General features: G+C 50.0%; 26 protein-coding genes and 1 pseudogene. 12 read left to right on the plus strand and 15 right to left on the minus strand.

The features are described 5' to 3' along the window. Window positions 1-130: 130 nt before the first annotated feature. The 5 genes from VE954_RS20940 to VE954_RS20960 form a co-directional block, all read right to left on the minus strand. The gene (locus VE954_RS20940; protein WP_324956388.1) at window positions 131-424 is read right to left on the minus strand and encodes a VOC family protein; all 294 of its coding nucleotides are present in this window, start codon (window positions 422-424) and stop codon (window positions 131-133) included. Between the two features lie 218 nt (window positions 425-642). Further along, window positions 643-978, minus strand: a complete 336-nt coding sequence (locus VE954_RS20945; protein WP_324956390.1) for a hypothetical protein — start codon at window positions 976-978, stop codon at window positions 643-645. A 186-nt stretch (window positions 979-1,164) separates the two neighbouring features. Continuing rightward, window positions 1,165-1,683 (minus strand): GrpB family protein, encoded by a 519-nt coding sequence (locus VE954_RS20950; protein WP_324956392.1) that lies wholly within the window; start codon window positions 1,681-1,683, stop codon window positions 1,165-1,167. Continuing rightward, window positions 1,680-2,531 carry an SDR family NAD(P)-dependent oxidoreductase gene (locus VE954_RS20955; RefSeq protein ID WP_324956394.1) on the minus strand — a complete coding sequence of 284 codons (852 nt, stop codon included), beginning with the start codon at window positions 2,529-2,531 and terminating at the stop codon, window positions 1,680-1,682. Before VE954_RS20955 ends, VE954_RS20950 begins: the two co-directional genes overlap by 4 nt. A 48-nt stretch (window positions 2,532-2,579) precedes the next feature. Continuing rightward, entirely contained in the window at window positions 2,580-2,813 is a 234-nt protein-coding gene (locus VE954_RS20960) for a hypothetical protein (protein ID WP_324956395.1), read from the minus strand. Between the two features lie 370 nt (window positions 2,814-3,183). On the opposite strand from VE954_RS20960, the gene VE954_RS20965 reads away from it, so the two are divergent. The 4 genes and pseudogenes from VE954_RS20965 to VE954_RS20980 all read left to right on the plus strand — a co-directional run bounded on the left by VE954_RS20965 (window position 3,184) and on the right by VE954_RS20980 (window position 5,113). Beyond that, window positions 3,184-3,579, plus strand: a complete 396-nt coding sequence (locus VE954_RS20965; RefSeq protein WP_324956397.1) for a hypothetical protein — start codon at window positions 3,184-3,186, stop codon at window positions 3,577-3,579. Window positions 3,580-3,807: 228 nt separating this feature from the next. Beyond that, a pseudogene (locus tag VE954_RS20970) lies at window positions 3,808-3,924 on the plus strand (sigma factor); the annotation flags it as partial. 122 nt (window positions 3,925-4,046) lie between these two features. Beyond that, window positions 4,047-4,400 carry a DoxX family protein gene (locus VE954_RS20975; RefSeq protein WP_324956401.1) on the plus strand — a complete coding sequence of 118 codons (354 nt, stop codon included), beginning with the start codon at window positions 4,047-4,049 and terminating at the stop codon, window positions 4,398-4,400. Window positions 4,401-4,459: 59 nt separating this feature from the next. Beyond that, window positions 4,460-5,113, plus strand: coding sequence for a glutathione S-transferase family protein (locus VE954_RS20980; RefSeq protein WP_324956403.1), 654 nt, complete (start codon window positions 4,460-4,462; stop codon window positions 5,111-5,113). Between the two features lie 27 nt (window positions 5,114-5,140). Here VE954_RS20980 and VE954_RS20985 read toward each other — a convergent pair whose 3' ends face one another. Continuing rightward, window positions 5,141-6,070, minus strand: coding sequence for a hypothetical protein (locus VE954_RS20985; protein ID WP_324956405.1), 930 nt, complete (start codon window positions 6,068-6,070; stop codon window positions 5,141-5,143). Window positions 6,071-6,478: 408 nt separating this feature from the next. Between VE954_RS20985 and VE954_RS20990 the strand changes: the two genes are divergently transcribed. Continuing rightward, on the plus strand, window positions 6,479-6,685 hold the full coding sequence (locus VE954_RS20990; protein ID WP_324956407.1) for a hypothetical protein: 207 nt from the start codon (window positions 6,479-6,481) through the stop codon (window positions 6,683-6,685). A gap of 60 nt (window positions 6,686-6,745) precedes the next feature. On the opposite strand, the gene VE954_RS20995 is transcribed toward VE954_RS20990, so the two are convergent. Further along, window positions 6,746-7,303: a hypothetical protein gene (locus VE954_RS20995; RefSeq protein ID WP_324956409.1), complete on the minus strand. Its 558-nt coding sequence runs from the start codon at window positions 7,301-7,303 to the stop codon at window positions 6,746-6,748. Window positions 7,304-8,014: 711 nt separating this feature from the next. Here VE954_RS20995 and VE954_RS21000 point away from each other — a divergent pair. After that, window positions 8,015-8,767, plus strand: a complete 753-nt coding sequence (locus VE954_RS21000; RefSeq protein WP_324956411.1) for a hypothetical protein — start codon at window positions 8,015-8,017, stop codon at window positions 8,765-8,767. Window positions 8,768-8,780: 13 nt separating this feature from the next. Here VE954_RS21000 and VE954_RS21005 read toward each other — a convergent pair whose 3' ends face one another. Both VE954_RS21005 and VE954_RS21010 read right to left on the minus strand, forming a co-directional pair. Continuing rightward, window positions 8,781-9,044, minus strand: coding sequence for a hypothetical protein (locus VE954_RS21005; RefSeq protein ID WP_324956413.1), 264 nt, complete (start codon window positions 9,042-9,044; stop codon window positions 8,781-8,783). Window positions 9,045-9,215: 171 nt separating this feature from the next. After that, on the minus strand, window positions 9,216-10,175 hold the full coding sequence (locus tag VE954_RS21010) for an NAD(P)/FAD-dependent oxidoreductase (RefSeq protein WP_324956415.1): 960 nt from the start codon (window positions 10,173-10,175) through the stop codon (window positions 9,216-9,218). Between the two features lie 97 nt (window positions 10,176-10,272). Between VE954_RS21010 and VE954_RS21015 the strand changes: the two genes are divergently transcribed. Continuing rightward, window positions 10,273-11,238, plus strand: coding sequence for a LysR family transcriptional regulator (locus tag VE954_RS21015; RefSeq protein ID WP_324956417.1), 966 nt, complete (start codon window positions 10,273-10,275; stop codon window positions 11,236-11,238). 34 nt (window positions 11,239-11,272) lie between these two features. On the opposite strand, the gene VE954_RS21020 is transcribed toward VE954_RS21015, so the two are convergent. From VE954_RS21020 to VE954_RS21030, 3 genes are read right to left on the minus strand one after another with little or no spacing between them, the layout of a single operon-like run. Further along, window positions 11,273-12,550: a hypothetical protein gene (locus VE954_RS21020; protein ID WP_324956419.1), complete on the minus strand. Its 1,278-nt coding sequence runs from the start codon at window positions 12,548-12,550 to the stop codon at window positions 11,273-11,275. A gap of 13 nt (window positions 12,551-12,563) precedes the next feature. Then, a complete protein-coding gene (locus VE954_RS21025; RefSeq protein ID WP_324956421.1) occupies window positions 12,564-13,760 on the minus strand; it encodes a hypothetical protein in 1,197 nt (398 codons plus the stop codon). A gap of 18 nt (window positions 13,761-13,778) precedes the next feature. Beyond that, the gene (locus VE954_RS21030; protein WP_324956423.1) at window positions 13,779-16,367 is read right to left on the minus strand and encodes a 7TM diverse intracellular signaling domain-containing protein; all 2,589 of its coding nucleotides are present in this window, start codon (window positions 16,365-16,367) and stop codon (window positions 13,779-13,781) included. A 276-nt stretch (window positions 16,368-16,643) separates the two neighbouring features. On the opposite strand from VE954_RS21030, the gene VE954_RS21035 reads away from it, so the two are divergent. From VE954_RS21035 to VE954_RS21045, 3 genes are all read left to right on the plus strand, one after another. Beyond that, window positions 16,644-18,536, plus strand: coding sequence for a 7TM diverse intracellular signaling domain-containing protein (locus tag VE954_RS21035; protein WP_324956425.1), 1,893 nt, complete (start codon window positions 16,644-16,646; stop codon window positions 18,534-18,536). A gap of 128 nt (window positions 18,537-18,664) precedes the next feature. Continuing rightward, on the plus strand, window positions 18,665-19,840 hold the full coding sequence (locus tag VE954_RS21040) for a hypothetical protein (RefSeq protein WP_324956426.1): 1,176 nt from the start codon (window positions 18,665-18,667) through the stop codon (window positions 19,838-19,840). A gap of 239 nt (window positions 19,841-20,079) precedes the next feature. Next, on the plus strand, window positions 20,080-20,349 hold the full coding sequence (locus VE954_RS21045; RefSeq protein ID WP_324956428.1) for a hypothetical protein: 270 nt from the start codon (window positions 20,080-20,082) through the stop codon (window positions 20,347-20,349). 218 nt (window positions 20,350-20,567) lie between these two features. Here VE954_RS21045 and VE954_RS21050 read toward each other — a convergent pair whose 3' ends face one another. Then, on the minus strand, window positions 20,568-21,206 hold the full coding sequence (locus VE954_RS21050) for a hypothetical protein (protein ID WP_324956431.1): 639 nt from the start codon (window positions 21,204-21,206) through the stop codon (window positions 20,568-20,570). 249 nt (window positions 21,207-21,455) lie between these two features. On the opposite strand from VE954_RS21050, the gene VE954_RS21055 reads away from it, so the two are divergent. Next, on the plus strand, window positions 21,456-21,833 hold the full coding sequence (locus VE954_RS21055) for a hypothetical protein (RefSeq protein WP_324956433.1): 378 nt from the start codon (window positions 21,456-21,458) through the stop codon (window positions 21,831-21,833). Window positions 21,834-21,948: 115 nt separating this feature from the next. Continuing rightward, complete coding sequence (locus VE954_RS21060) at window positions 21,949-22,278, plus strand: hypothetical protein (protein ID WP_324956435.1); 330 nt, start codon at window positions 21,949-21,951, stop codon at window positions 22,276-22,278. Between the two features lie 973 nt (window positions 22,279-23,251). Here the strand turns inward: VE954_RS21060 and VE954_RS21065 are convergent. Beyond that, entirely contained in the window at window positions 23,252-23,755 is a 504-nt protein-coding gene (locus VE954_RS21065; RefSeq protein ID WP_324956437.1) for a hypothetical protein, read from the minus strand. Between the two features lie 6 nt (window positions 23,756-23,761). Then, a partial coding sequence (locus VE954_RS21070) for an IS4 family transposase (RefSeq protein ID WP_324956439.1) occupies window positions 23,762-24,225 on the minus strand: 464 nt, incomplete at its 5' end.

The following is a 24,225-nucleotide window of genomic DNA, read 5'->3' on the forward strand; positions in this document are numbered from 1 at the left end:
GTTTATCCTGAACTTTGCTCAGATCGAACGGCAGGCTTTCTGATGGTTGGGATTCCTTATCCATATCCAGCTCCTTCCATGGAGACAGCGTCCGAGCTTATCTCCGTTGAGGCTGGTTACACAAACTTTTTTACACTCCCCAAGGCTCGTCAGTTAAATCATATTCGATCTTGAACTTAGCTTTTTTCATAAGACGATAAGCTTCGTCGACTTCATCGACCTCAACGGAAAGGTCCGGAACTTCGGTGCCCGAACCTCCTTCGGACATGAAGCTGACTTGAACACTCATTTTTGTCTTGGATCCATAGGTCGCAATCCAACCCAGATCCATCATCATGTCCAGCCCGAGTATATCTTCATAAAACTTTTTAGCGGCAGAGATTTTTTTGCCTGATATGTTTGCTACAATACGCTTTACTTTCATCCTTTTCCCTTTCAACTCTGAATTAAAGATATGAAGTCAATGTCAAATCATATCCGTTGAGTCCATTGTGCTCAAACGGCACAATGCAGCAGCTGGCGCATTACGCCAGCAACTGGAAGGTCAGGTTTTATCGAGTGGGATTATAGCCGCTGAAATGCGGTCACAACGCTCACCGAAAGTCCAGGGTCACCCAAACGTTTAGGTTTTAGGATAGACACTTAGTCGTCTTCGCCTTCTTTGGTCACGCAGTCATCGGACTCGTGCTCGCTTCCGCCATCGGTAAGACCTAAATCATCATCGTCACTGTATTCTTTTTCTTTCTCGGCCTTCTTTTCTTCTTCTTTTTCAACGCTATCATCACTGTCATCCTTACCCTCAGTTTTCACGGGGCAGGACTTCTGGTCTTTTTTATCGTCTCCTTTTGCTGCATCTTCACTGGTCCCAGGAACAGCCGAAGCCGATGCATCGCTACTCGACTTTTTTCCTGTAAGTCCTTGAAAGGAATTGCAACCCACGACACTCAAGATCAAAGTCAGAAGTAATAAACTGCGCATAGGTCTCCTCTCGGGTGTACCCAAAGTATGGAATAGGGAACTTGTGTTGTGCTGGAAATTACAAGAAACGTATCGGAATTTTTTGGAAAAACTCAAATAATTGTCTCATTATCCTATAATTTATGCAGGTTAGGGGATATAAATGAGGCTACATGATATGCAGAAAAAAGCGACGGGATGAAGGTTTCATGGCCGGGCCTTGGTTAGGATTTCAGCAATCGTTGAGGACTTCTGTTGGGAATACTCCAGCAGCCGGGATGATCCGCCACGCAGAGCTAATATCTTGGCTTGTTCATAATGTTTCCGCACGTTAGCGTCCATTCTCAGGAAATCGCGGAATGCGATATTGTCGTTCCAAAGATCGCTTTGGTGCTGAACCACCGAAATATTGTAATTAGATTTGCCACGCTTGCGGAGGTAAAGGCGCCCCTTAACGCCGGCTTCGCCGAAATACTCGTAGCCAAGTTTGTTGAGTTCCACAAGTTCCGCCTCACTGAGTTCAGCTGCGGATAGACCAAGTAGAATATCAACGACAGGTTTGGCAAGGATTCCAGGCACAGCGGTACTACCATAGTGCTGAATATCGAGGAAACGCTTTTCAAATATAAGGCACAGGATAGCGGCTTCCGTCTCGAACATCTGTGGCCAGATCGGATTATAATCCTCCAAAGAAACCGGCTCGTCGATGTCCTGTCCGCTGATCATGGGGTTGGCCTCCTCGAAGTACCACTTAATAAGGGCCTTGAGCGAGCTTTGAGGGCCTTCGCATAAACGCGTCCTACAAGGCACGTGGACACCCGCAGCCCCACCAGCCGACTCAGGATCATACTCACGCGGTTCACAAATCCCGGTATGGCGAAACTCTGCCGACGACGCAAGGCCCTGAGCGCCTCGCGGCCACAGACCTCGGCCGGCATCAGGACTGCGCGGCTACGGAAGTAGCGATTTAATCGGGAGTTTTCGGTCATCTCGGTTGCAATTCCACCAGGCGCGAAGACGGTCAGAGAAATACCAAAGGGCCGAAGTTCAAAGCCCAAAGCCTGCCCGAATTGGGTGACAAAGGCCTTGGTCCCGGAATAAAGACTTTGATAAGGAACAGGCGCTGAACCAGCCAGACTCGAGATCAACATCAACGCTCCCGGTTCTCCTCTCTGCCGCATATCATTACTGATCAAACTCGTCAGGTGAACCAGGCTTTGCAAATTCGTCGCCAGCATAGCCTGGGCGCTCGACCATGAGAGCTCATGATGGGCACCAAAATGCGTGGTGCCTGCATTGAGGATGGCCGCCGTCACATGGATATTCTCCCTTTGCAACGCTGCGAAGAGTTCCTCCACCGCAGCAGCTTCTGAGAGATCAGCCGTCAGAACGTGGCATTTCACCCCATGCTGCACGAGTTCCTCGGCCAATGCTTCCAGCCGATCCCGACGTCGTGCGACCAGCACCAGATGTGCGCCATCAACGGCAGCCAACTGACGGGCCATCGCCTCGCCCAGGCCGGACGAGGCGCCAGTGATCAAAACCCAGCGTTGTTTGAGATTCACATGCACCATATGACATTACCGGGAAAAAATTTGTTCAGGAGACACTGAGGTTTCGCATTACCGAACGCCTGGTCCGCTCACCCCCTGGACCAACAAAGGCTTACAATCCTGCTGGGTCAAGCCACCTTTTCTCGGCCGCGAGGGTACGGTCGCCGTGGACCTGGTTTTGTCGCCTTTTTTGCAGTGCACCGCCATCCTCGCTTTCTGATCGGCGGTACACGCCACAGCCCCTTGTGGATTGGGCGTTAGGACAGTCATTCCCAGGGCACAAATCATCTCTCCGATAATCATCTTGGATTCTCCTGTCTGCAATTCGAAGCCTATGACGTGTAGGCAACGTCATAACCCGCAAACACTTTCTTTGTCTATACGAAGTCCTGATGCGGAGATAGGAACAACGCAGAAGTCTACTATCGCGTCCACATAACTGGACACGCAGTGAACCGCATGTCTTTTCTGATGGACAAAGGCCAAGATTGAATTGGAAATCACTCAAGAATTTCGGCCCCGTGCATTGGCACCTTTCCTGCTCAACTGGTTCATGTTCAAAGCAGGGAGGCATGTGAAGCCCCAGGAGGTTTACTACGGACGGCATAGCAATTTATTCATACTGGAAATGATGAGTACAACGGCAACGAAAACTTCAGTAAAAGGTTCATCCATGAAAACATTTATCACGTTTTTTCTGTTAGTGCTGCTTCAGCAGCCTATTCTGAAAGCACAGGACTTCGCCGACACGAATTCTACAGACAACGATCTGGCGAGTGGCCTCACCGTGGAGCCCCATAACGAAATAAGTCGCAGAGCTGCCGTGATACCACTTATCCGCTGCACCGTTCGTGCGCTGGATATCCCCGCTGATAGCAATTTGGAAAACCGCTGCACCTTCGCATTGAAAAGACAGATCAACAATATTCTTCCCAAATGTGGGGGAAGCAATCCCTGGCCTTGCGAATGGATTGTGGGCCAAATGATTCCCGATTCGCAACAGGAATGTGGACAGTCGGCTCAGGTCGTCGGCAAAGCCATCCATTCCTGTTGGCATGATCTCAAATAGTCAAACCATAACATAACAGCAACCGCCTCAAAGCGTGGCCTCACTGATGAGGTCGACGCTCTATCTTGCCCTGTCATGCCCCTTGAATCCTCTGCTTAAATTGCCTTGTACTTTCTAATATTTTCAGTAAGTTATAAATATATTTCTCATCCTGTCACATTATGGGGCTGTCACCCGTCAGGCTATGGAAAGGTCCGGTAACGGACCATAAGGGAATAGGACACCACCATGGACAAGAACGATTGGTTGGCAAAGAGTTTTCAGGACAATCGCGCCCACCTGAAGGCCGTGGCTTTCCGTATGTTAGGGTCCCCTGACGAAGCTGATGATGCGGTCCAGGAAGCCTAGCTGCGGCTGAGTCGCACCGATACCCAGATAGAACTTATCACGACCTAGGCTCGAGTCCTTGTCGGGCTCGCGTTGCATTTTAATAAACCGCTTTCCCTGAACCCTTTAGGAGGTAAACCGTGAATATTTTCTTGTGGGTCCTGCAAGTTCTTCTCGCCCTGCATACCATCGTTGGTGCTGTCTGGAAGTTCAGTCATTCCGCCGAGCAAACAATGCCATCACTGAAGGCGATTCCTCCAGGAATCTGGTTAGGGTTGAGCATCTTTGAGATTCTGTGTAGCCTCGCCCTGATCGTGCCCGCACTTTATAAACCCATGGGTATTTTAGTCCCCATCGCCGCACTCGGCATCGCAGGGGAAATGGTGGTTTTTACAGGCTTGCATTTTGCCTCCGGTAACAAGGAGTTCGGGCCTGTGGCTTACTGGCTGGTGGTGGCTGCGCTTTGCGGGTTTGTAGCCTATGGTAGGAGGTGAGTTTGCCTTGACAGCTTGCCAGCCCAAGGCCGATGATTTCGGCCAGGAGGAGCTTACCGATGACTATCACCATTACCGCATTTGAACGATCACCCGATGGCGGCAAGGGACTGGCGCGTGATACGCGCGTTCGCTGGGCGCTTGAAGAAGTGGGCCAACCGTATAATGTTCGGCTTGTTTCGTTTCGTGCGATGAAGGAACCCGCGCACCTGGCGCTTCATCCTTTCGGCCAGATTCCGACCTATGAGGAAGGTGATCTCGTTCTGTTCGAGACAGGAGCGATCGTGTTCCATATTGCCGAGCGCTATGCAGGCCTCCTGCCAAAGGATGCCAAGGCCCGGGCGCGTTCGATCACATGGATGTTTGCCGCGCTCAACACGGTGGAGCCGCCGATCCTTGAACTCGGAGCCGCTATGTACCAGGAGGGCGATAAGCCCTGGACCAAGGAACGCCTGCCTCTGATCCATGATCGCATCCGCAACCGGCTCCATCAATTTTCTGTTCGCCTGGGCAATGCCGACTGGGTCGACGGTGGGTTCAGCGCCGGTGACCTGATGATGGTGTCGGTGCTGCTCAGGCTACGAGCATCAGGCATCCTGGACGAATTTACAAACCTGTCCAGCTATGTCGCCCGTGGTGAAGCACGGCCTGCCTACAAGCGGGCTTTCGATGCTCAAGCGGCGATTAACACCGCTAAGCCACCGGCCGGCTGATGGAATTCCGTCCTGGCAACCCAGGTTTCAATTGGAAAAGAAATAGCTCGTTCCCGCGTTGTAGTTTCGGTATCCTGGCATGCGAGGAGCCGGACCGCTATCCATGAAGCCAAATCCGGCAAAGATCGACAAAGATTTTCTTGACCAACTTGCCTGAAACACAGTGACGTCAGCTGACCAAATAGGTTCTTCGGCAGTGAAGTTGGAACGGGTCAGGGAACCTGCCGTGTTAATCGACCATTCACTGTTGAATCGATAACTAAGATCAAGCGCACCACCGGTGAGATAATCAAAGCGGGCGAGATAGATAATATCCGTAAAATCCAATTCGACAGTTTCTCCATCCGCAAAGGTTTCCGCAGGATTGAGATCAAGCGTGGTGAGCGGCGACGCCCTGGGTGGACGGGCTTGCTTTGTCTTCTGCTTATGCTTGATTTTTTTGCCGAGCCAGAGTTCGGTGCTGTATTCATACGACTCAGGCTCTCTCGAATAATAGGCCTTGGTCCCATAGACCGTGAAGCTCAGCGAGCTGTTGCCGTGACTATATTCCAGCGTCGACGCCAGCGAGGCCTGGGTTATCTGATGAATTGAGCGGCTGTATTCCGAGGTCGGCGCAGAGAGCGAGGAGGACCAGCTGTTGCGGAAGGAATTCCCGAAGCTGACGCTCTTGCTGATACCGGCGCGAAGGTCCAGGATGCCGACAGGCTCAGGCATATAGCTGAAGCGAATGTATGTTGCAACGTTGCGCGGCAGATTCAAGCCGAGTTGAAAACCTGCACTTTGGCTTTCCCCGCCGCCCTCCAACCGATCCTTGATCCAATTGCTGTAGGAGATGTCAGCGCTGCCATACCACTGTGTAGGAGCCTCGATGCGTTTTTTTAAACTGCGACGCGTGGCCCATGCCGAGTCAGCGAGGCAAAGCACAGTGACCATCAAGGTCACCAGATAAGTACGCACTTTTGGGTTTCCTCCAGCAGCGGGATGCATACACAATTTTCATATCGTCATTTTTGGAAAAACCTTGAATCATCGGAAGTTTTCATTGTAATTCCAGATAGTTAATTTTGGGAAATCTATACAAAAAAATTCCCAAAAATTCTCTTCCGGTGAGCTTCTTCCATCTTATGTAGAAGGAGACTCGGCGCGCGAATGCAGTGAGAAGACGATCTTCATTTGAACAGACACTTATGAAAAAGCGTCGAAGGATATCGAATGACGGCGCGCATGGAAAGCGCTTGGCTGAAATTGTCGCGCTAAAATTTCTGCGTGCGAAGTGGCTTGCACGTTTGATTCAATTCTGCGCGTGAGTTGTCGATAAAGGAATATCTGGTTTCAAAGCAACTCGAAAATTTTTGGAGATCGAACATGAAAAACGTAACCCTCTCGCTTTTGATCGCTACTATCACTCTGAGCGCTCCTGTTGCATTCAGCAAGCAGGGCGTGGAAAAAGTAAAGGTCGAGAAGGTTGATCGCAAGGCTGCCAAAGCTGATGCCAAGGCACTCAAGGCCACCGAAAAAGCTGAGCGCAAGGCTGCCAAGGCTCCCGAAGTTCCCGAAGTTCCAGCTCAGTAAGTTTCAGAAATAGAGAAAAAGAAGGACGGGGACTGCCACCCGTCCTTTTTTATTGCTCAATCAATCTACCCTTGTAAACGTGATTCCATGAAGGCGTGTCGCATCTCTTGTGTCATTCGGATCCGCTGTTTCAGCAGCATGGAAGCCTGAAACCTGCCGATGCAAGACCGTTCGTCGATCGTTGGCATAATTTTCCAGCACGATGTCATCTTCATGCATGTGCCAACGGCCATGCAGTCCAAATTGGAGCATGATGGGATACACCTGTGGAACCTGAGGGTGGAAGTCCGCTTGAATCACAAAGACAAAGCCTTTATAAAGTCGCAGCGAATAGTCCGCGTCCGCAGTTCTGGCTTCAAATCGCTTCAGCAGCCTAAAGCGGCTTGTCTCCCATGCATCCCAGGCGAGTCGAGGCAAAGCGATGACTAAAGCGAGAAAGCCAAAATCCAGGAGACTCAGGAGTAAATAGGGCCGTGTGATCGGAAAGCTTTGGAGACCTATCGCCAACAGGGCTGCGCCTATCAAGGGGATAGCGGATTGGCCACGAAAGAAATAGACCCAGTTGCCGATGGAAATGTAGGTGCCAAGTATCAAAGCAGCCAGGCCGAACCATTCCATGCGTGCGTCCTCCGATTGTTATCCTCAACCTGCCCGAGTACTCCCCTCAGTCTGAAACTCATGCTAGCTGAAAAAGGCATCCATCATCAGATTTTCTTTTCCACGGCCGATTAGAAGCAATTTATCATGGAATCGAAGGACTGCCGCCTGGCGGTCATTGACACGAATCTCATACTGACGACCCCCAGACAGCCAAGACAATATTCCTGGCTCTTTCCTTATTGGAATAATCTGTGTTGCGGAATCCACCGCAGGCCCACCGATGGCAACTCGCTCCTTCCTGGAACCGCTCCAGCATAACCTTCGATGAGTCGGCGGTCTTTAGGTTTCAGAGCAGACTCGCATTCCCTTCAGGCGGTCGTGTGACGACGGCAAAGTCCATGTCTTCGGATTGATGGGCATCCAATATTTGCCCAGATGAAATCTGAGTCAGGACATAGCCACTGCCCGGCGTTATTATCCAGTTCCTCGCGCGTCACGGCCGCCAAGTCATTTTCATATTCCTTATACGTGTCAAGGTAGCGGTCATGCACGTGGAACATACGCGCTTCTTGGATCTTTGCTGCAACCGGGGGTGTCGCAGCATTCAAGCAGCAGGCACGTATACTAAGGGGGTCCGTGAGGACGCTTTTTGAAGACATCGTAAGGACATCTCAGCCTTTTTAAGGTTAAAACTTTCCTGAAAACAGGCAAAAGCGGAGGCAAGGAACCATGAGTCAAGATCTAATATCAGAGCTTCAGAAACAAAATCGTCGTTTGAAACTGCTCCTTTTCATAGGTACGTTGACCGGAGGATCGCTCGTCCTCCTGGCAGCCAAGTCCAACCTGACCTATCAGAAATTCACTGAAATCGACGTGGAGCGCATCAACATCATCACGCCCGAAGGCAAGAAAGAATTGGTCATCTCCAATCGCCTGCGTATGCCGGAGCCGGTGCTTGGCGGCAAAGAGGGCAAACGCGTGGGTCCTGCCCGCCCAGGTCTGATTTTCTACAATGAAATAGGTGATGAGAACGGTGGCCTGGTCTTCGACGGCAAGCTGGACAAGTCAGGACATCCCAGTTCCGGCATGCATTTTTCCATGGATCGCTTCGGGGGTGATCAACAGCTCGCTCTCGGCCACTACGAATCAGGCGGTACCATGGAAACCGGATTGAAAGTTTTCGATCGCGGTCTCATCAAAGATTATGATCCCCTGTGGCAAGCCTACAAGAAAGCCCCTGAAGGCCCGGAAAAGGAGGCATTGCTGAAGAAGTGGGAAGAAGCCGGCGGGCGTCAAACTCCACGCCTATTCGTCGGGCGGAGCCGGGATAAAAATCCTTCCGTCGTCCTTGCCGATGCCAAAGGCCGGCCGCGCATCATGATGATGGTGACTGAGGACGGCAGCCCGGTCCTGGATTTTCTCGATGATAAAGGCCAAGTGCTCCAGAGTTTGCCTCAGAACGCCGAGGCCTCGGGTAAGTGATCAAGCGCTGGATTTATGAATGCTGGTCCCGGCAGATTTCCTGGAAACTGCGAAGGGCCTCATTCTCTATCTGCAGCAGCACAAAACACTTGATATGTTCATGGAGTGGGATCACACAAGGAATAGACTCCTCGTCTCCTGCGGGAATCATCGCGTAGTCTGACAGGGGGTGTCTGACGGCATCCACGGCCATCCAATCCATGAACTTTTCAACGCCATACCCCGGTGTATCGCTATATTCGATTTGCAGATCCGGGTGCAGGTCGTCGCGTCTCATAAGTATCCTTTAATTAGGCTTCGCTAATTAAAACTCGGCTTGGAAAAATGTCCTTCTGCGCCGGCGCTTCAGCATAGAGCCTTGAAGAGAGAATGAGCGGAAGTAAAATCCTCGCAATTCTCCTAAACACTTCCAAAACCCTCCAAGAAGTTCTCGCAAGATGATAGCACATCAGCGCACTTTGCCGCCATCGGGTGGGCCAACTCCTCTATCCAAGTCCGAGGCAAAGTCTTCTGCTACCAGTTCGGCGACAGCACCCGCTCCTGCCAATTGCCCTGTTGCTGCGGAACTGAGAACCGAATGCATGCGGGTTGTAATATCACCAGCCGCGAAAACTCCTTCGACCGTCGTATTTCCCATCATGCCTATTTTATAGAAGCCCATATCATTCTTTTCACAGCCAAGAAGTTGCCCGAGTTCGGACTTACTCTGAAGAGGAAGCATGGGAGCTAAGAAAAGACCGTCTCTTTCGAATGTGTCGCCATTCTCCAAAACGAGAAATTTAAGACGGTAGTTTTCATGGACGAGTTCTTTGATTTTTCCATCAACCAAACGGACATTTTTTGCTTCTAATTTCTTAATAAATTCGGCATCTAAATCTTGAGATTCGTTGGTGAAAAGAATCATGTCTGCAGAAAGGCTATACAGCATAGGAAGCATGTGTTCAGCAAATTGACCGTTTCCAATCAATCCAAGCCTTGTGTTCTTAACTTCGAATCCATGACAATAGGGACAGTGAAAAACTGATTTTCCCCAAAGCTCGCTCATACCACTGATGGGTGGGAAATGATCAACGATGCCGTAAGCTAGAATGATTTTTCTGAAGTTCAGGGGTTCACGAACGGCGAATCGAGCTCTAAAGTGCTGGCCATTCTTCTCGATTCCGAGGACCGAGCCTTGATAGAAGTGAACCGTTTTATATTTCCCAAGATCCTCTCTCGCTCGCTTTCGCCATTCTCTCGGATTGATTCCGTCTTGCGTTGGAAAATTGTTTAAATGCTCTGAGGCCGCATTACGCGGTCGTTCGTCATCGCAGAGAAGAACATGCCTGCCCATTCTTCCTAACGACATCGCCGCACTTAAACCCGCTGGTCCTGCGCCAATGACTAGCACCTCATAATTAGACGTCATGCTCTTCTCCTGAGTCGTAACTGAAGCAAGGGGGCTCATAGAGCCTCCAAGAATTGAATGTAAACTGCTCGCCGCTGGTTGATAATTGCTATTCTGGTTGACCATTGATACCTTTATGGTATCAATAGCTATGGATATAAATAAACTTAAAGCCTTCATGATTGTTGCGGAAGAATTGAACTTTAGGAAGAGCGCGGAGCGACTCGCTATGTCTCAGCCGCCGTTGACCCGACTGATCTCGGGCCTTGAGAAAGATCTGGGAGTCAGACTCTTTGAGCGGACGACCAGGCAGGTTCACTTAACGGGTGCAGGAGTCGTGCTTTTGAATGAAGGGAGAAACATTCTCGCCTCCATTGACAGGGTTGAAGCCGAACTTCGCTCCATAAGCAAAATGAAGCGAAGCTCACTGAACGTGGCTTTCTCTGCAACCGCATTTTTAGCGAGATTGCCCACGATAATCGAAGAATTCAGGGGCCGTGTTCCGAAAGTCAAACTGGAACTTCAACAGGAATCAAGTCATGAGATTTTGCGAGGTTTGAAAGAAGGGGCCTTCGATGTTGGCTTTGTCGACGGAATCACATCGGAGAAGTCACTTGAAAGCCATAAAGTTCAGGATGAAGCCTTGGGGGTCTTGCTTCCCAAAAAACACCCACTCGCTCAACGAAGTGAAATAGAATTCTCTGAACTGCGCGACGAGACCATCATCCTTCATCACCGGCGCGAAGCCCAAGAGTTTCACGACCGAGTGTGTCGACTTATTCAGGATTTAGAGCATAAGCCAAAGATATACATCAAAGGCGAAAGAGAAAATTGTCCCATTTTGGTGGCTACAGGGAAAGGGGTTTCGCTCACAATCAGCGGAGCACAAAATTTGGCCATGCATGAAACCAAATTTGTTCCCTTAAAGGAACTTTTTTTGCCCGTCTCCGTATTCTGGAATCCCGAGAACTCGATTCCCGCCTTGAAAAGCTTTTTAAGTTTCGTCATTGAGAACCGCTCCATTCGGCACAACAAAAGGAATGAATGTATGCCGATTTTGATGGAGCCGTTTGAAGAAATTTGAAAAATCCAACTTCATCCCCTATGCACGCTGAGGCTCATGCGGCCGTGCGAGATGGGAGTGGGAGGGCAATCTGTAGCCAGAAACTTTGATCCTGTTTCCGGGTCTGCAGGGATCCTCCTTGCTTTTTAAGACTCTGCTTGAGGATCCCCATCGTGAGTTCCAGCTTTTGTTCGTTAAGGATTTTTTCGTCAGCATCGATCGGGCTGGCATTTTCCAAAGTCAAATTTAAAACCAGTGCGAATTCATGGTTGAGCGCATAGGTGTTGAGCTGCAAGAGGGCGAAGCCGCGAGCCTGCGTCTGGTAGCAAAGGAGCCGCAATCCTTCGAGCAGGACCAGAACCAGCCGCGAATCAAGGGGGCAGGCGGGCGCTGTCTCAAAATGATCTTCATAACGAATAGAAAGTAGACCGTGACACCCAGAAAAGAGAGACCTGATGCGGCGGACGCATTCGTCCCACGTGATCAAACTCACAGGGTCTGCGTTGTCGGTTTCCTGCACGGATCTTTGCAGAAGGGTATAGTCCCGCATTTCAGCCAGGACCGTCGTCAGCTTTTGCAGCTGCTCGAGATATTCGTCCGAAGTCAAGGATCTTCCAATGCCGATATAGGACTTGATGGGCCTCAGCTGCTGATCAATACGACTGCGGATGTTTTGGGAAAAGTCACTGTTCTCTGCTGAACGGAGAGCCTGTGCAACCTGACTTTGCACATTCATCAGCTCCATGCGGGCCTCGCGATGCAATTGAATGTAAGCGAGTACCATAATGGAGACGACCGCAAGAACCTGAAACAGGGTGATCGGCATATCCGAAACGAATTGAGACAAAGTCTGGTCAGCGGGAAGTTTCACGGGCAAGGCCAGGTGATTTCGATGCAACCAGACGGTCGTCAGTATCATCAAGAATGCGAACGAAGATCCCCACCAGCGGCCACTCACGAAGAATACGATGCCAGCGATCAAAGGCAGCCATTGGATACTGGGCGCCAAAAGGCTATGAGCCGGGATAATCACGTTGAAGGCAAGAAGGAGAACGAGGCCCAGTGCGCAGGGTAGAATGAAATACTGCGGTCGACCAAACCTATAGTGACAGATCAAAGACAGGGTGGCAAAAGACAGGTTCAAAGCTTCTGAAACATAACCCGCCGATACATCCCGCAAGGCGAGACGGACAATGTCCATGATTGAAATCAAAGCCAAGAGCAAGGCCCCCAGTACAAAAATGCGGGCCTTGATCAGCTCATCACGACTTTTAGGGAGGCGCGGGCGCGATATGAAGAAATCAATAAACGCAAAAAAGTGAAGAGATCGCAAGGTTCATCCTTTCTCAACTCAGGTAAGGCATGATCAGAGTCAGACGCACAGATGTGGAGTTGATTTCCAGGCGATGCGGTAAAAGCAAGCTGGCAAAATTCTCATTATCAATTTCCGAGATTCCATTTTCTCCGCCTTGAGGCACAAAGGCATTGAAGTGAAGAAGATACGATTCCTGAGCGTGCTCGCCTTCCACCATGACCCTGAAATTGTGGGCCTCGCGCCAGGGCTTGATCAGCAGCTCCAGGCCCATCTCGATCCAGGGATAGAGCTCTTGAAAGCGCATGCCTATCGATCCCGAGCAGGAACTGGCTTTGAATTGGAAGTCGACCAGGTGAAAATGTGGATCTTCGCGGAGCAGTTCCTCCACAAAGACCATGCCGTCTTTGGTGTTAACTTTTTCCAGTGAACCATCCAGAAAATAATCTGCAATCTGGCAAAGGCCTTCCATCTGCCGTTGCACGATTTCCAAGGACTTTACGGTAACTTTGCTGTCGTGTCCGGGATTTCTCTGTATGGTGCTGATGGCCTGACGGTTGACATCGGCACAGGCCAGGATTTTCTTCTCCATCAGCCGACTGAGAGAACGAGTGGACTGCACCTTGGCGCTCTGCATGAGGCGATGCTTCTGGCGCTGCACATCCCGATTGTCCACTTCCCGCAGGCATTCGAATACAAAAATCACTGCGTAAAAAGCCATCTGCGAAAGGACCATATGCATGAGCACGGAATGAGTCCAATAGGGGGCTGACTCAATCGTGGGAATGCCTAAGCGCGGTGCCACCAAAAAATAGGCGACCAGAAAAAAGCACGATAGTACAGCGAAGGTGAGGCTGCCTCGGACTCCGTCAAGCAAAGCCATAAAGGTTATCAGAAATGGCAGCCAATACAACGATGGGGTATACGCGGCCTCGGATTCAAGCGATAAGAGTGTGCCGACACCTACGCTGAACGTGCAAAGAAAGAGTCCGGCAAGTTTGAAATTTCCAGTTCGCCTTAGAAAAATAAGGCTACTGACGCCAGCCGCGAGGTTTAATGCGATGAAGAGCAAACCATATACGCGTTGGAGCGGCTCATGCGTTGACAGAAAAAATAGAGGACAAAGAACCAGAAGGTAAAACAGCCCAAATCCCACCATGGCCAGGGAACGCAGGTTGGTACGTGCCAAGGTATGCTGTTGACGGGTTGGCAGAAAAGTATTGAGATTCATTCTTTGCGTACCTTCCGCTTATTGAGCAAGACCAAGGATTTGACCGAGAGGACCATCCACGACAAGGCGGAATGGATAGTTGTCCGTTTCGGCAGCGACTTCATTGAGCTTGATCTCCAAGCTACAGCCGATCGCTTCCAAAAGAGTTTTGACCGCATCCATGCCGATACCGCGACCCGATGATTGAGTCACGTCCTTGCGGGTGCTGAATCCCGGCGCAAAGATAAAAGCTGCGATCTCCTGCGGGCTCGGCACGCGGTCGGGCTGGGCGAGGCCAAGGTCGACGGCTTTGTTCCAAATCGTGCGCAGATGGATACCTCGACCATTGTCGCCATAGATCAGACGCAAGCGATTCCCACGAACTTCAGCGTGCAGCATGACCTTCGATTTTTGACTGGAACCAGCGATCACCAATTGGTTCTTGCTATCCAACCCATGATCAAAAGAGTTGGTCAAAAGGTGCAGCCAGATATCGAGAAAGGCGTCTCTGAAAGGCGTTCGCAGGAGGTGCAAAGGACCTTTCAATTCAAGCTCAGGCAGGGCTTGAGCAGGCCTCTCTTGATTGATCCAAAGAGCCTTAAATTCCCGCATCAATATGGTTTCGATATCAGACTCTGGCAGGGCGTCGTCCATGGCGCCAAAGATCCGATCCTTCACAGTTTCGATGGCAGCCATGGCTTCCTCCAGCCGCTGCACCGCATCCCGCAGTCCCTGGAGCTGCTCCTGCCCTGAAAGAGCTTTGGCACCCCTCTCGATGACCTGTTGTTCTTCCTCGTGCAGGGCAGTAGCCAGGGACTTCAGCCCGACCTGCCGGGCATTGCCTTTCATGGTGTGCAGAAGAATCAAAACCCGTCTTGACCAGACACCATTGATGCTTGGAACAAGACTCAGGCTGCGGGCTTCTTCCAGCAGACGAGCCAGATGTTGATAGGCCTGTGATGCATGAGCCCGATCGAGTTTGCTGAATGCCACATAGCACTCATATTCACGATCCAAAGTCAGATTACGCTGCCGAAGTTCCTTAAGCTCGCTGATGTCGCGGACCGTGACCAGAACTTCATCCACCACACCATCTTTAATAATGGGATTCCACTCGAAGGCCAGATCGCGATTGTCACGCGTACGTGCCTCGTGGAGCAAAAGGTGGCTGTTGATGTTCCAGGAGAGCGTATTCTCGCCAATCAAGGTTTCCAGGGTTGTGGGGAAAAGCGTGCGGCTGTTTTCGTCGACGATCAAATCATTGCAGATGAGTTTATCAAAGCGCTCGATTTCAAGTTGTTGATGTCGAAAGTAACTGGACATCGAGTCCGAATAGGTGGGGCCCAGATGGAGTTTACGGTTGATGGTCCCGATCCCCTGAGGCACGTGCCGCATGATGTGACAGATTTGCCAGGTTTGCTGGGCCACTTCCTTCTGCAGGTCACGGCTGAGATGTTCGGCTTGATTGAAAGCCAAAGCAAAGCGTTTGGCGAGCACCTGACTCTGCATAAAAACGAAGACAACGGCGCCAAAGGTCGTAATATTCACACCTTGGTTGATTGCAAAAAGGTAGGTTTCCCAGATTCCCAGGAGCAGCGGGATGGCCAACCCGATCAGCGTGTAGGAGCTGCCTTTTTCTTTCAATCGAACGGCTTTGGCAATGAACCAAAGGCAAAAACCAACCATGGCCACGCAGAAGAGCTGAAACGCGGGCAGGAGCTGCTCCAACGTCATGGGTCTGCCCATCACAATCAAACAGCAGAACGCGACAGAGCCGACGACGCAGGCGGGGAAAAGAATGGAAGGAAAAGCAACCCGCCGAAAGGTGGCGAATAGAAAGCACAGGCAGCTAAAAGGGGCTGTGATGATAGGGATATACTCGAGTTTGATGGCGAGGTCATGGGGTAAGGACGTCGTTGGAAAGGGGATCCATTCATTAAAAAAGTTCTCGATTCCGACATTACGGATGATGATGCTGAAGCATATGGCAGCGAGAGCAAGCGCACCGAGATCACTGGTACGGCGCAGAAAGATCATGAGCTGGTACAAGAGCATGATCAGCATGGCCCCGGTGGACAGGAAATTGAGCAGCTGCTGACGCCGGTCTTCGGTGGAGAGCAAGGGGGCCTTGGCCAGCATCGGCGGACTCCAAATCCCCCCACGATAGCGCGAATGGTTGGATATATTCACGAGCAGAACCCATTGCTGCTCGGAACTTGTAACCGAGAAGCTTGCTACGCGCCTCGTCATGTAAGGGACTTCCGCCAAGCCATCTGCCGAAAATTGCCCGATCTGGATATATGTGGCCGCTGAGGATTTATCAAGCGGCAGAATCCAGGCTTCCATGGCACTCATTATCCCATCAAACCTGATTTCATGCAGACCCGGATCGAGCGAGCCCAGAGGAAATTTATAAGCCGCATGCCCAAGCCCTTTGCGCTCGATCACATCGGGTCGCGTCTGCCACCACATGCCAACGGTTTCAAGTTTTCCCGTTTCCATCCGCGCGGCAGCATCGGGTGTTAACACCTCATTCCAAAAGACCCAGGCCTTATCCAGACGAAGGCCTTCTGCTGCCTGAAGTGCTCCTGGACAGAAGAGCAAAAAAGTCAGCAAGAGTCGAATCATGAACCTCTCCCAGATCATGCGATAACTTCTAGCCTAACATTCTGTGGTGGAACAGACTATCGCCGCAGTCTTCCTTTGCGACTTTCTCGATTCATTGGGATGGGGAAGGCATGAACATAGATGATGTATTGTGTGAGAGTTGGTTAAAAGCCCAACCCGGAAATTTACACTATGAAATCTGCTAGGCAAGGTAGGCAAAGTTTTCCATTAAATTCTTCCGTTTCCGTACGATAAGAGTGGCTGGAATGGTGGACTGGAGGCTTTTTGTTTCGGAAATTGACCATATTGCTGCTACCTCTATTATTCCTTGCCTGCACGGGGAAGGCCCTTGCCGACGCAAGGTCGATAGATGGGATCAAATACTTTTTTGCACCTTCTGGAAAAATCACACCAGAAGATATCGCGAAAGATCCAAGCCGGTATGAATGGAAGGATCTCGAGAATGGCGAGGGTGTGTCGATCACTGCTGAAACCGACTATTTCATATTGCTCCGCGCACCGTCCTTGAACACGGAACAATATGTTCTGACTCATCGGATCATGAATGCTGATAGGAATGATCGACCTTATTACACGAGACTTTTTGCGCTGGAGAACCAGAGCGCACGTCCCTTGCCTTTTTTAAAGAATTATTACGGGTCATACATCATAACTCAGAAGGAATTTGGAAAAATCCTGCTGTTGAAGTTTCAAAGAGGGAAATTTCCGGGCCTGGTGAAGCTGCAATTGCGCCCCTTTTTATTGGAGGAGTTCGAAGAGGAAAAGAGCCAGGATCTGGTTGCTTTGAGCAGCATCTCCGGTATCATGCTCACATTAATTGTTTATAATGCTGTGCTTTTCCTCATGATAAGAAAAATTTATCTTTTATATTATGCCTTATATGCCAGCTGTGCATTGTATTACCTTATGATGGTCAACGGCGCTGTTCCATACAGCGATCCTACCGTATTTATCTTATACGCGTCTTTGTGGGGCTCAGGAATCTTTGTGATTCTCATGTCGTTCGAGCTCCTAAGTGCCAGAAGCAGATATCATTACTTCTATAAAGTAGGCCTTTTTCAGATTGGTCTTCAGACTGTAGTATTTTTCGCTGTCGTGTCGGGTTACGCCAAAGCCGCTTCGGCCAATTATATTACAACTCCAGCGTGCTTTTTTCTCTGTTTTGCCCTCGCGGGAACCGCTGCGTACAGACGCTACATACCTGCCTATGCGATGCTTGTAGGATGGCTTCTTCTTTTTACGATCCTCGCCTTGAGCAGCGTTAGCATATTTTCCAGTCGATTCGTCTTTACAGGGTGGTTTATGCCACTTGGCTTCGCGGTCGAGGCGATTGCATTCAGCTTTGCCATGGCACAGAAAGCCAGGTTGAGCGAAATGAGTTTATTGGAAGAGCGGACTCAGGCCATTAATGACAGCCAACATGCCTTTGCCCAGCTCACCAAGGTGTTCTATCCTCATCAAATAGCTCTGATTAAGAATGGGGAGCAGCTGGAAAGAACAATGCCGACGGGTCCAAGCCGTGCGTGCGTTATTTCCTTCGACATCGTGAGTAGCTCCAAGATTCAGCATATCAACGCTCCCGATTTTTTTAGAAATGTTTTCAAGCGGTGTAATGATGCAATGATGGAGGGTTATGACGGTCGTAACTTGAGAGCCCGTGCGTACCGCATTAAAGAAATGGGCGACGGTTTTTTATGCGCAGTGGGGTATCCCTTTCAATCTTTATCAAAGAATCCTGCAAACGATGCCCTCGATCTCGCCATAAGATTTTCGCAAATATTAACGGACGAGGCTGAAAATCTTCACCCTGAGTCGCCGATTTGCTGTGGAATCGGCATTGCCATTGAATCCTTGAACGGGTTCTACCCCGAAACAGGCACGAAAGAGTACGATCTGTTTGGACCGGCTATTATCCTTGCCACTCGCTACGAAGGCATGCGTAAAACCCTATTCGAAGGTGAAAAGCCTCGAAGCGTGATCATCATCCAGGAAAGGGTCTATCACAGCTTGGACCGCGAATATCGTACAAATTTTATCGAGGTCAATCTCAGGGAGAAGGGCCTCTTGATCAGGGACGATCCGGCAGCAGTAAGACTTTACTATCAATTCCGAGAGCATGGCCGTGGGACAGCAACCAAGGATCCCAATACCCTCGATGCAATTGCGTAAAATAGTCGTGGATTCGACCCAGTCAGCAGTTGAGCAAGCTATAACGGAACGCCTCCGGTCGAGCATGTGGTATAATTCCCGGTGAATGAAAATGATCATTGGGAATTTTCCACGGAGGATAGCTGTACATGTTTGTTAAGCCCTCAATATTTCTGGCTTACGGCCTTGGTTTTTTGATTCTGCCAGCCTGCACCTCCAAGGATAAATCCAATCAGGGCTATAAGGTGAAGATGGAGCTTCTGCGCATGAGCGGAGCTTCTTATGGCGTTTCTCGCCAACCGTCCCTCGGCCTGGTCCCGGACAATGATCGCTACGCGTGGACCAGCAATATCGATATCAAGTCCTTGAAGCTCCCGATTCGTGCCATCACACTCTCAGAGATGACCGGCGATTCGGGAACGAAGAATCCGCAGACGCTTTACTCCTGTGATACGGACTGCGACGTCGACCTCCTTGGTCCGGAACTGACCAATCTGCTCGCCGATAAGACGGTAGACGTGAAAGGGACCGGCACCTTCCAGCAGATCTCCGTTTCGTTTGGAGAAGGCGCCACGAATTGGGACGGCAAGATAACGGCGGAATTCACGCTGGGCGGGCAGAAGTACTATACGAAAAGCTCAGGCGCTCCATCGACCACAGGGCCCGCTGAGGAATCAACCTATACCGGGTTCGGCGGCGGTTCCATCAGTTACCTTCCCAGTCCTCTGGTCCTTGAAGCGCAAGACAGTGAAAAGCCGTCGGATGCCAAGCCTCTGACCATCAAACTTTATTTCGACGCTCTTTATTCTGCATTTGCGGTGGACAGCTCGAAAGTCAGCCCAGTGGCACACCCGGGCGGATTCTGCGTTGGTGATATGAACGCGTCTGAAATTACCCTATGCACGCAGCGGCTCGTGGTGGCGGCGTCCACTCAGACAGCAACGCCGACTCGCGAACGCTATACGATCAACGAAGCGTCACTCGCCACACTGTACTTTGACAACGGTACGTCGCCTCTTGGCGGCAGCCTGCGCCAGGTCCTGAATGAGGGTTACCCCAACCGCGGAACTGTGAATGATGTGGATCTCACAGAACCCGGAACCAACGGGGCTGAAGTCAAAAGCTGGGCATCGGCCCCAGTCTTTGGTTTTTCCGAAAATACCGACGGCACCTTCCTGCTGTCGACGACCATCGGCGAGCCGAATGATGCGAATGAGAATGGTGGATTCCGGGCCAAGGCTTTCAAGCGTGAAACGCATGATGGCGCCTATGAGACGTCTCAGGGCAAGGAATATTCCTATAGCGCAGTCAAGTCAGCTGAATAATGGATATGGCTCTCCTGCGGGAGAGCCTCGCTTTTTCCCACCTCATCCTGATCCATTCCGCTCTACGACCGTTACAGAATGCCGCGATGTTTCCCGTGTTCGACTTAGTCGCTAACGGGTAGCAGGCCCCTCCTCTTACCTTTTTGGGAAAATTCCTACTGATTTTCGGGTCCTCCGACTTTTTTTGCTAATCCTGTGCTAATATAAAAACTAACCTTGCTAAAATTTGGAGAATAGTTATGGCGGCCAAGAAGAAATCCACTGCAGCGAATCCACTGGCAGCAGCAAAGAAAAAACTGACTGAACTCACTAAAGAATCTGAGAAAATCAGAAAAGAATCTCAAAAGATTAAAGCCAAATTGGATAAAGCGAAAGCGCGATTGGCTAAGAAAAAAGAAATGATTGTGAAGGCTAAAGAGCGCGTTGCCAAGGCGATACTGAAAGCTATTCCTGTTGGAAAGAAAAAAGCCGCAGGAAAGAGCACCAAAAAGAAAGCTCGTAAGAGCTAACGAACTCCTGAAAATCTGTCTTAACCAGAATGAATTGCAAAATCTTCTGCTAAGACGTTTTGTTATGAGCCCACGACACCCGTGGGCTTTATCTTTATGGCATTCAGCTATCCGGATTCATCTTCATTCCTTCGGCAATAGCCCTGGCGAAGCCAAGCCCACTAGATACCCTTTATTTTCCAGTTGCCTTGCTTAAGACGGTAAATCCAACCTCCCTTCTAGAGGACCGAAGGTTCGTTCTGCAACTGACAATGAGCTTGGATTGCAATTTTTTCCTGCTTATCCTCCCACATTTGGGCGAGACCGCTCAAGGCTTTCCAGAATGAAAATAGAGCCAGAATATTAAAAAATCCCTGCGACTCAATAGAGGCAAAAGCCGTCATCGCCATACCGACGCCAAGAGAAAACGCCACGGCGAGCCTCGATCGTCTGGCGAACAGTAGAATCTTCATCGTACAACCTCCATCCAATGAGCCTATTGGCAGAAGGTTGAACAGATTCAAGCCTATCAGGACTTCACCTGCTTCACGCAGATGAACTTTAATGAAAAACAGATCCGCGATCATAAGCGAGATTCCCAAAAAGATGCCAGGGATCGGACCAGCAAGGTAGACCAGGATCTTCTTCGAGTCATCAATGCCTTCCGGCGGCTTTGCGACGACGCATGCTCCTAGAAACGGCACGAAATACACCTGACGCGAGGAATATCCGAACTTGCCCATGAGTGCATAGTGACCCAACTCATGCAACACGATTCCAGCAATAAGGGTAACGCTATTAGAATAACTTAGCCTTACAGACGCGACAAACGCAATAAAGGTTAAGCTCGTCGTAAGCTTGTCTTTCCAGGTATCCATGAAGCTTCAAGAACCTCCATCCGATTGCTGAACATGGTGTCAAGGGCAGCGCACGTGAACGCAACTCGATACAGGCTGCTGGAACATGTTGACCTGATATACGACGAATCCTTCGAATTATTGCTGCCGCCGACATCTATTGAATAGGCCATTTTTGTACGCCTTTTTCATGGAAAGGGGCGGGTGGCAGGGATTTTAACAGACGAAGGGACCTGGAATTTTCCAGGGTAGTAACTCCTGTGGAAAGAGTTGTGGCGCGAACATTTCGGCCTGATCCGGGTGCCTGTCGCCCTCGGTGAGTTGCCGAAAGCGCAGGACCTGCCACAGGAAGCTGACTTCTATTTAGCTGTTTCAGAAGAAATAAGACGGGCCTTGTTCCTCGGCTTCACCGACTTGAAGGATCGTGTCATCGAACGCACGCATCATGTGGTACACGGAACCGTGAGGGGGCTAGCGTTGCTTCTGCTGAGCCTCTTTGAAAGATTTGTGCGCAAGCCGGCAAACCCGGCAAGACCTTCCCGAATGCTATGCTTATCGTCGCCTTTCTTGCGGGATGTCACAAGGATTAACCAGCCTCCCAAGACATGGCAAGCCAAGATCCAAATTGACTTATTCTTTATTTTCTAACTTGCCACATATCGCCGCAATATTGTCGCGGTAAATACATCAATCTGGTATCTAGGTCCCGAGCCATGCGATGCATGTGAGCCGATCTGAAAACAGGTCTAGAGGAGTTTTCTTAATGAACCTCATACTGAGCCTGCTCCTAGCTACTTCTGCCACGACAGCTTCGAAGACCTATCTTGCCATCGAAAGTATGCTTGCTGGTACCCTCATCAAGTACTGTGAGCACGGTGCGCCTAAGTCATGCCAAACGATCGATCGCCGAAACGAAACTATTGCGAGTGATCCAGTCGGCGACTCTGATCAGCTGGCATTGAAACTCAGTAAAATCGCGCCTGAATTTCGAACCCTAACGATTGATTTCTTGAATCCTGACGAGGCCCCAGGTGGTCGTCGTTTGCAGATCAAATTCACACAGGATCCCAAAAAGAAGACAGCCAAAAAATAAATGCGCAGTGAAGTACCGGCTAATCCACGTATCAGTCCAGCCTCCAGTGGCTCCGTCTGGAGATAAATGCAAGGCTACGCTTTCATATCGAATCTTGTGCCGTTCACAACGGGTGAGCCGTAACCATCCAACCCTTATAGTAAATTTTTCTTATTTCCTCGATTCTCAATATCTCTATTAAATTCACCGAAACGTTACAGAACTTCCGGTGGTGAATCCTCATGGGCTTAACGCCTCGTTTTCTCCTGCCGCTACAGACGGATCACAACCGCCTCAAACATTTAAATTTCAATCTTCCACTGATGAAAAACACACGATCTATATTTTTAAGCTTCCACTCGATTATATCGAAGCCCTGAACAGCTATCGCTCATGCGTGACAACGCCGGCGCAACCTTCAGAGGGAACCACCGACAGCGGCGTCGCTGACGACGGATCGCCCTCGACAACAGTCCAAGAGCAGTGTTCCTTCGAACTGCCAAATTCACTGCTCCTGGCAAAAAAGGATTTTTCCTGTGCGCCTGACGTCGACTATCACGATGTCTCCGTCGATCTCCGCATGAACCAAGGCAATCTTGAAGTTGAGCAAATCAACATAAACCCTATATTGCGGAGATGACAAGCAAGTCATCTCGGAGAGCCGGACATTGGTGAGATTTAAATTTACACTATCGACACTGCAGGGCAGTGTCGCACCTTTTGAAAGTCTGAAGGGAGTATTTCCCGGAGCACTTGCGAAACTCGGGCATATCCAGCTAGGAGACAAAATTAAGTGAACCTTTCCGGATAAATCATAAAGATTATCCATAAAATCTTCACATTATAGGATCCAAGAAATTCATGCCCTAAACGGCTTTGAGAGCTGGGCTTATACCATGGCTGTAGCGCTGCCGGGATGGTCCCGGCTTTTATATAGAATCAAAATTCTCAGCCAGTCGATATCCTGATGACTTTAGGCAAGTGCCTGGGCACTTTATCTTTCAGTAAAAGACATATGATCGTCCAGCTGCAGGTAGTCAGTGCATTCGAGACCAGTAGGGGCCCCCGGGATGATGGTCTTCGGCACTGCGTTGTAACAGTCTTTGTCCCATAGGAAGTCAGGAAACCCTCTGCATTCACTGAAGTCCGGAGCCGTGGGTACAAGGCAGGATCCTACAGATTCGCGGAATCGGGTTCCCAGCTTTTGACTGCAGTAGCGGCGCAAATTTCCGCCTTTATCGACAAAGTGGGTGCCGGAAGCGCGGGCATCGCAGCTTGCACCTTGTTCCTCGTCATCATCCTTTTTGATGATGTCGAGAGTCGGTTTCCCTTTAGCCATCGTTAGGGACATGAGAGTATAAACGTTGTTTCGGTAAACGAAATTCTTCCCACTCGTTAGCCCAGTTGCCGTCGCAGAAATCAGGTACAATTTTCTTGAACCGCATTCCGTCACGAGCGAAATGTTCTCAGCGGCGCCTCCGGCCTGCAACTTGCCCACATCCAGTTACCCACAATTCAGCTCGAACCCGTCCCTTAGATCACTGAGCCTGCTCAGCCCTCTCCAGATCACGATATTTCCTGGAGGGGAGTCTCCTGCCCTACCCAAATATCCTCCCAGCCTGGCCAAGTGTATGACATAGTCATTCAAGGAGCTAAGCTTTCCTTCCTTCTTGAAATAGGCTGAAATGATCTTCTGTTCGACTCTATCAAATGCAATAGAAGGGCTGATATGCTGTCCTTCGCGGCCAAGATAAGTGATCCAATGGACTCTCCAAGCTAAAATACAGAATATACTGATTAACTTCGCTATTCGATCTGCAGTCCGCAATCTCGATTCTTCAGCTTTGAAACCCGACTTAATGATCTTGAAATAATTCTCGATTTTCCACCTATGCTTGTACCATTCGATAGTTTGGATCGCCTCTTGACGACATGTGATTGGGAGATTGGTCACAAAATTCCATCGTA

Origin of the sequence: Oligoflexus sp. (genome assembly GCF_035638955.1) — a bacterium.
Classification (GTDB): Bacteria; Bdellovibrionota_B; Oligoflexia; order Oligoflexales; family Oligoflexaceae; genus Oligoflexus.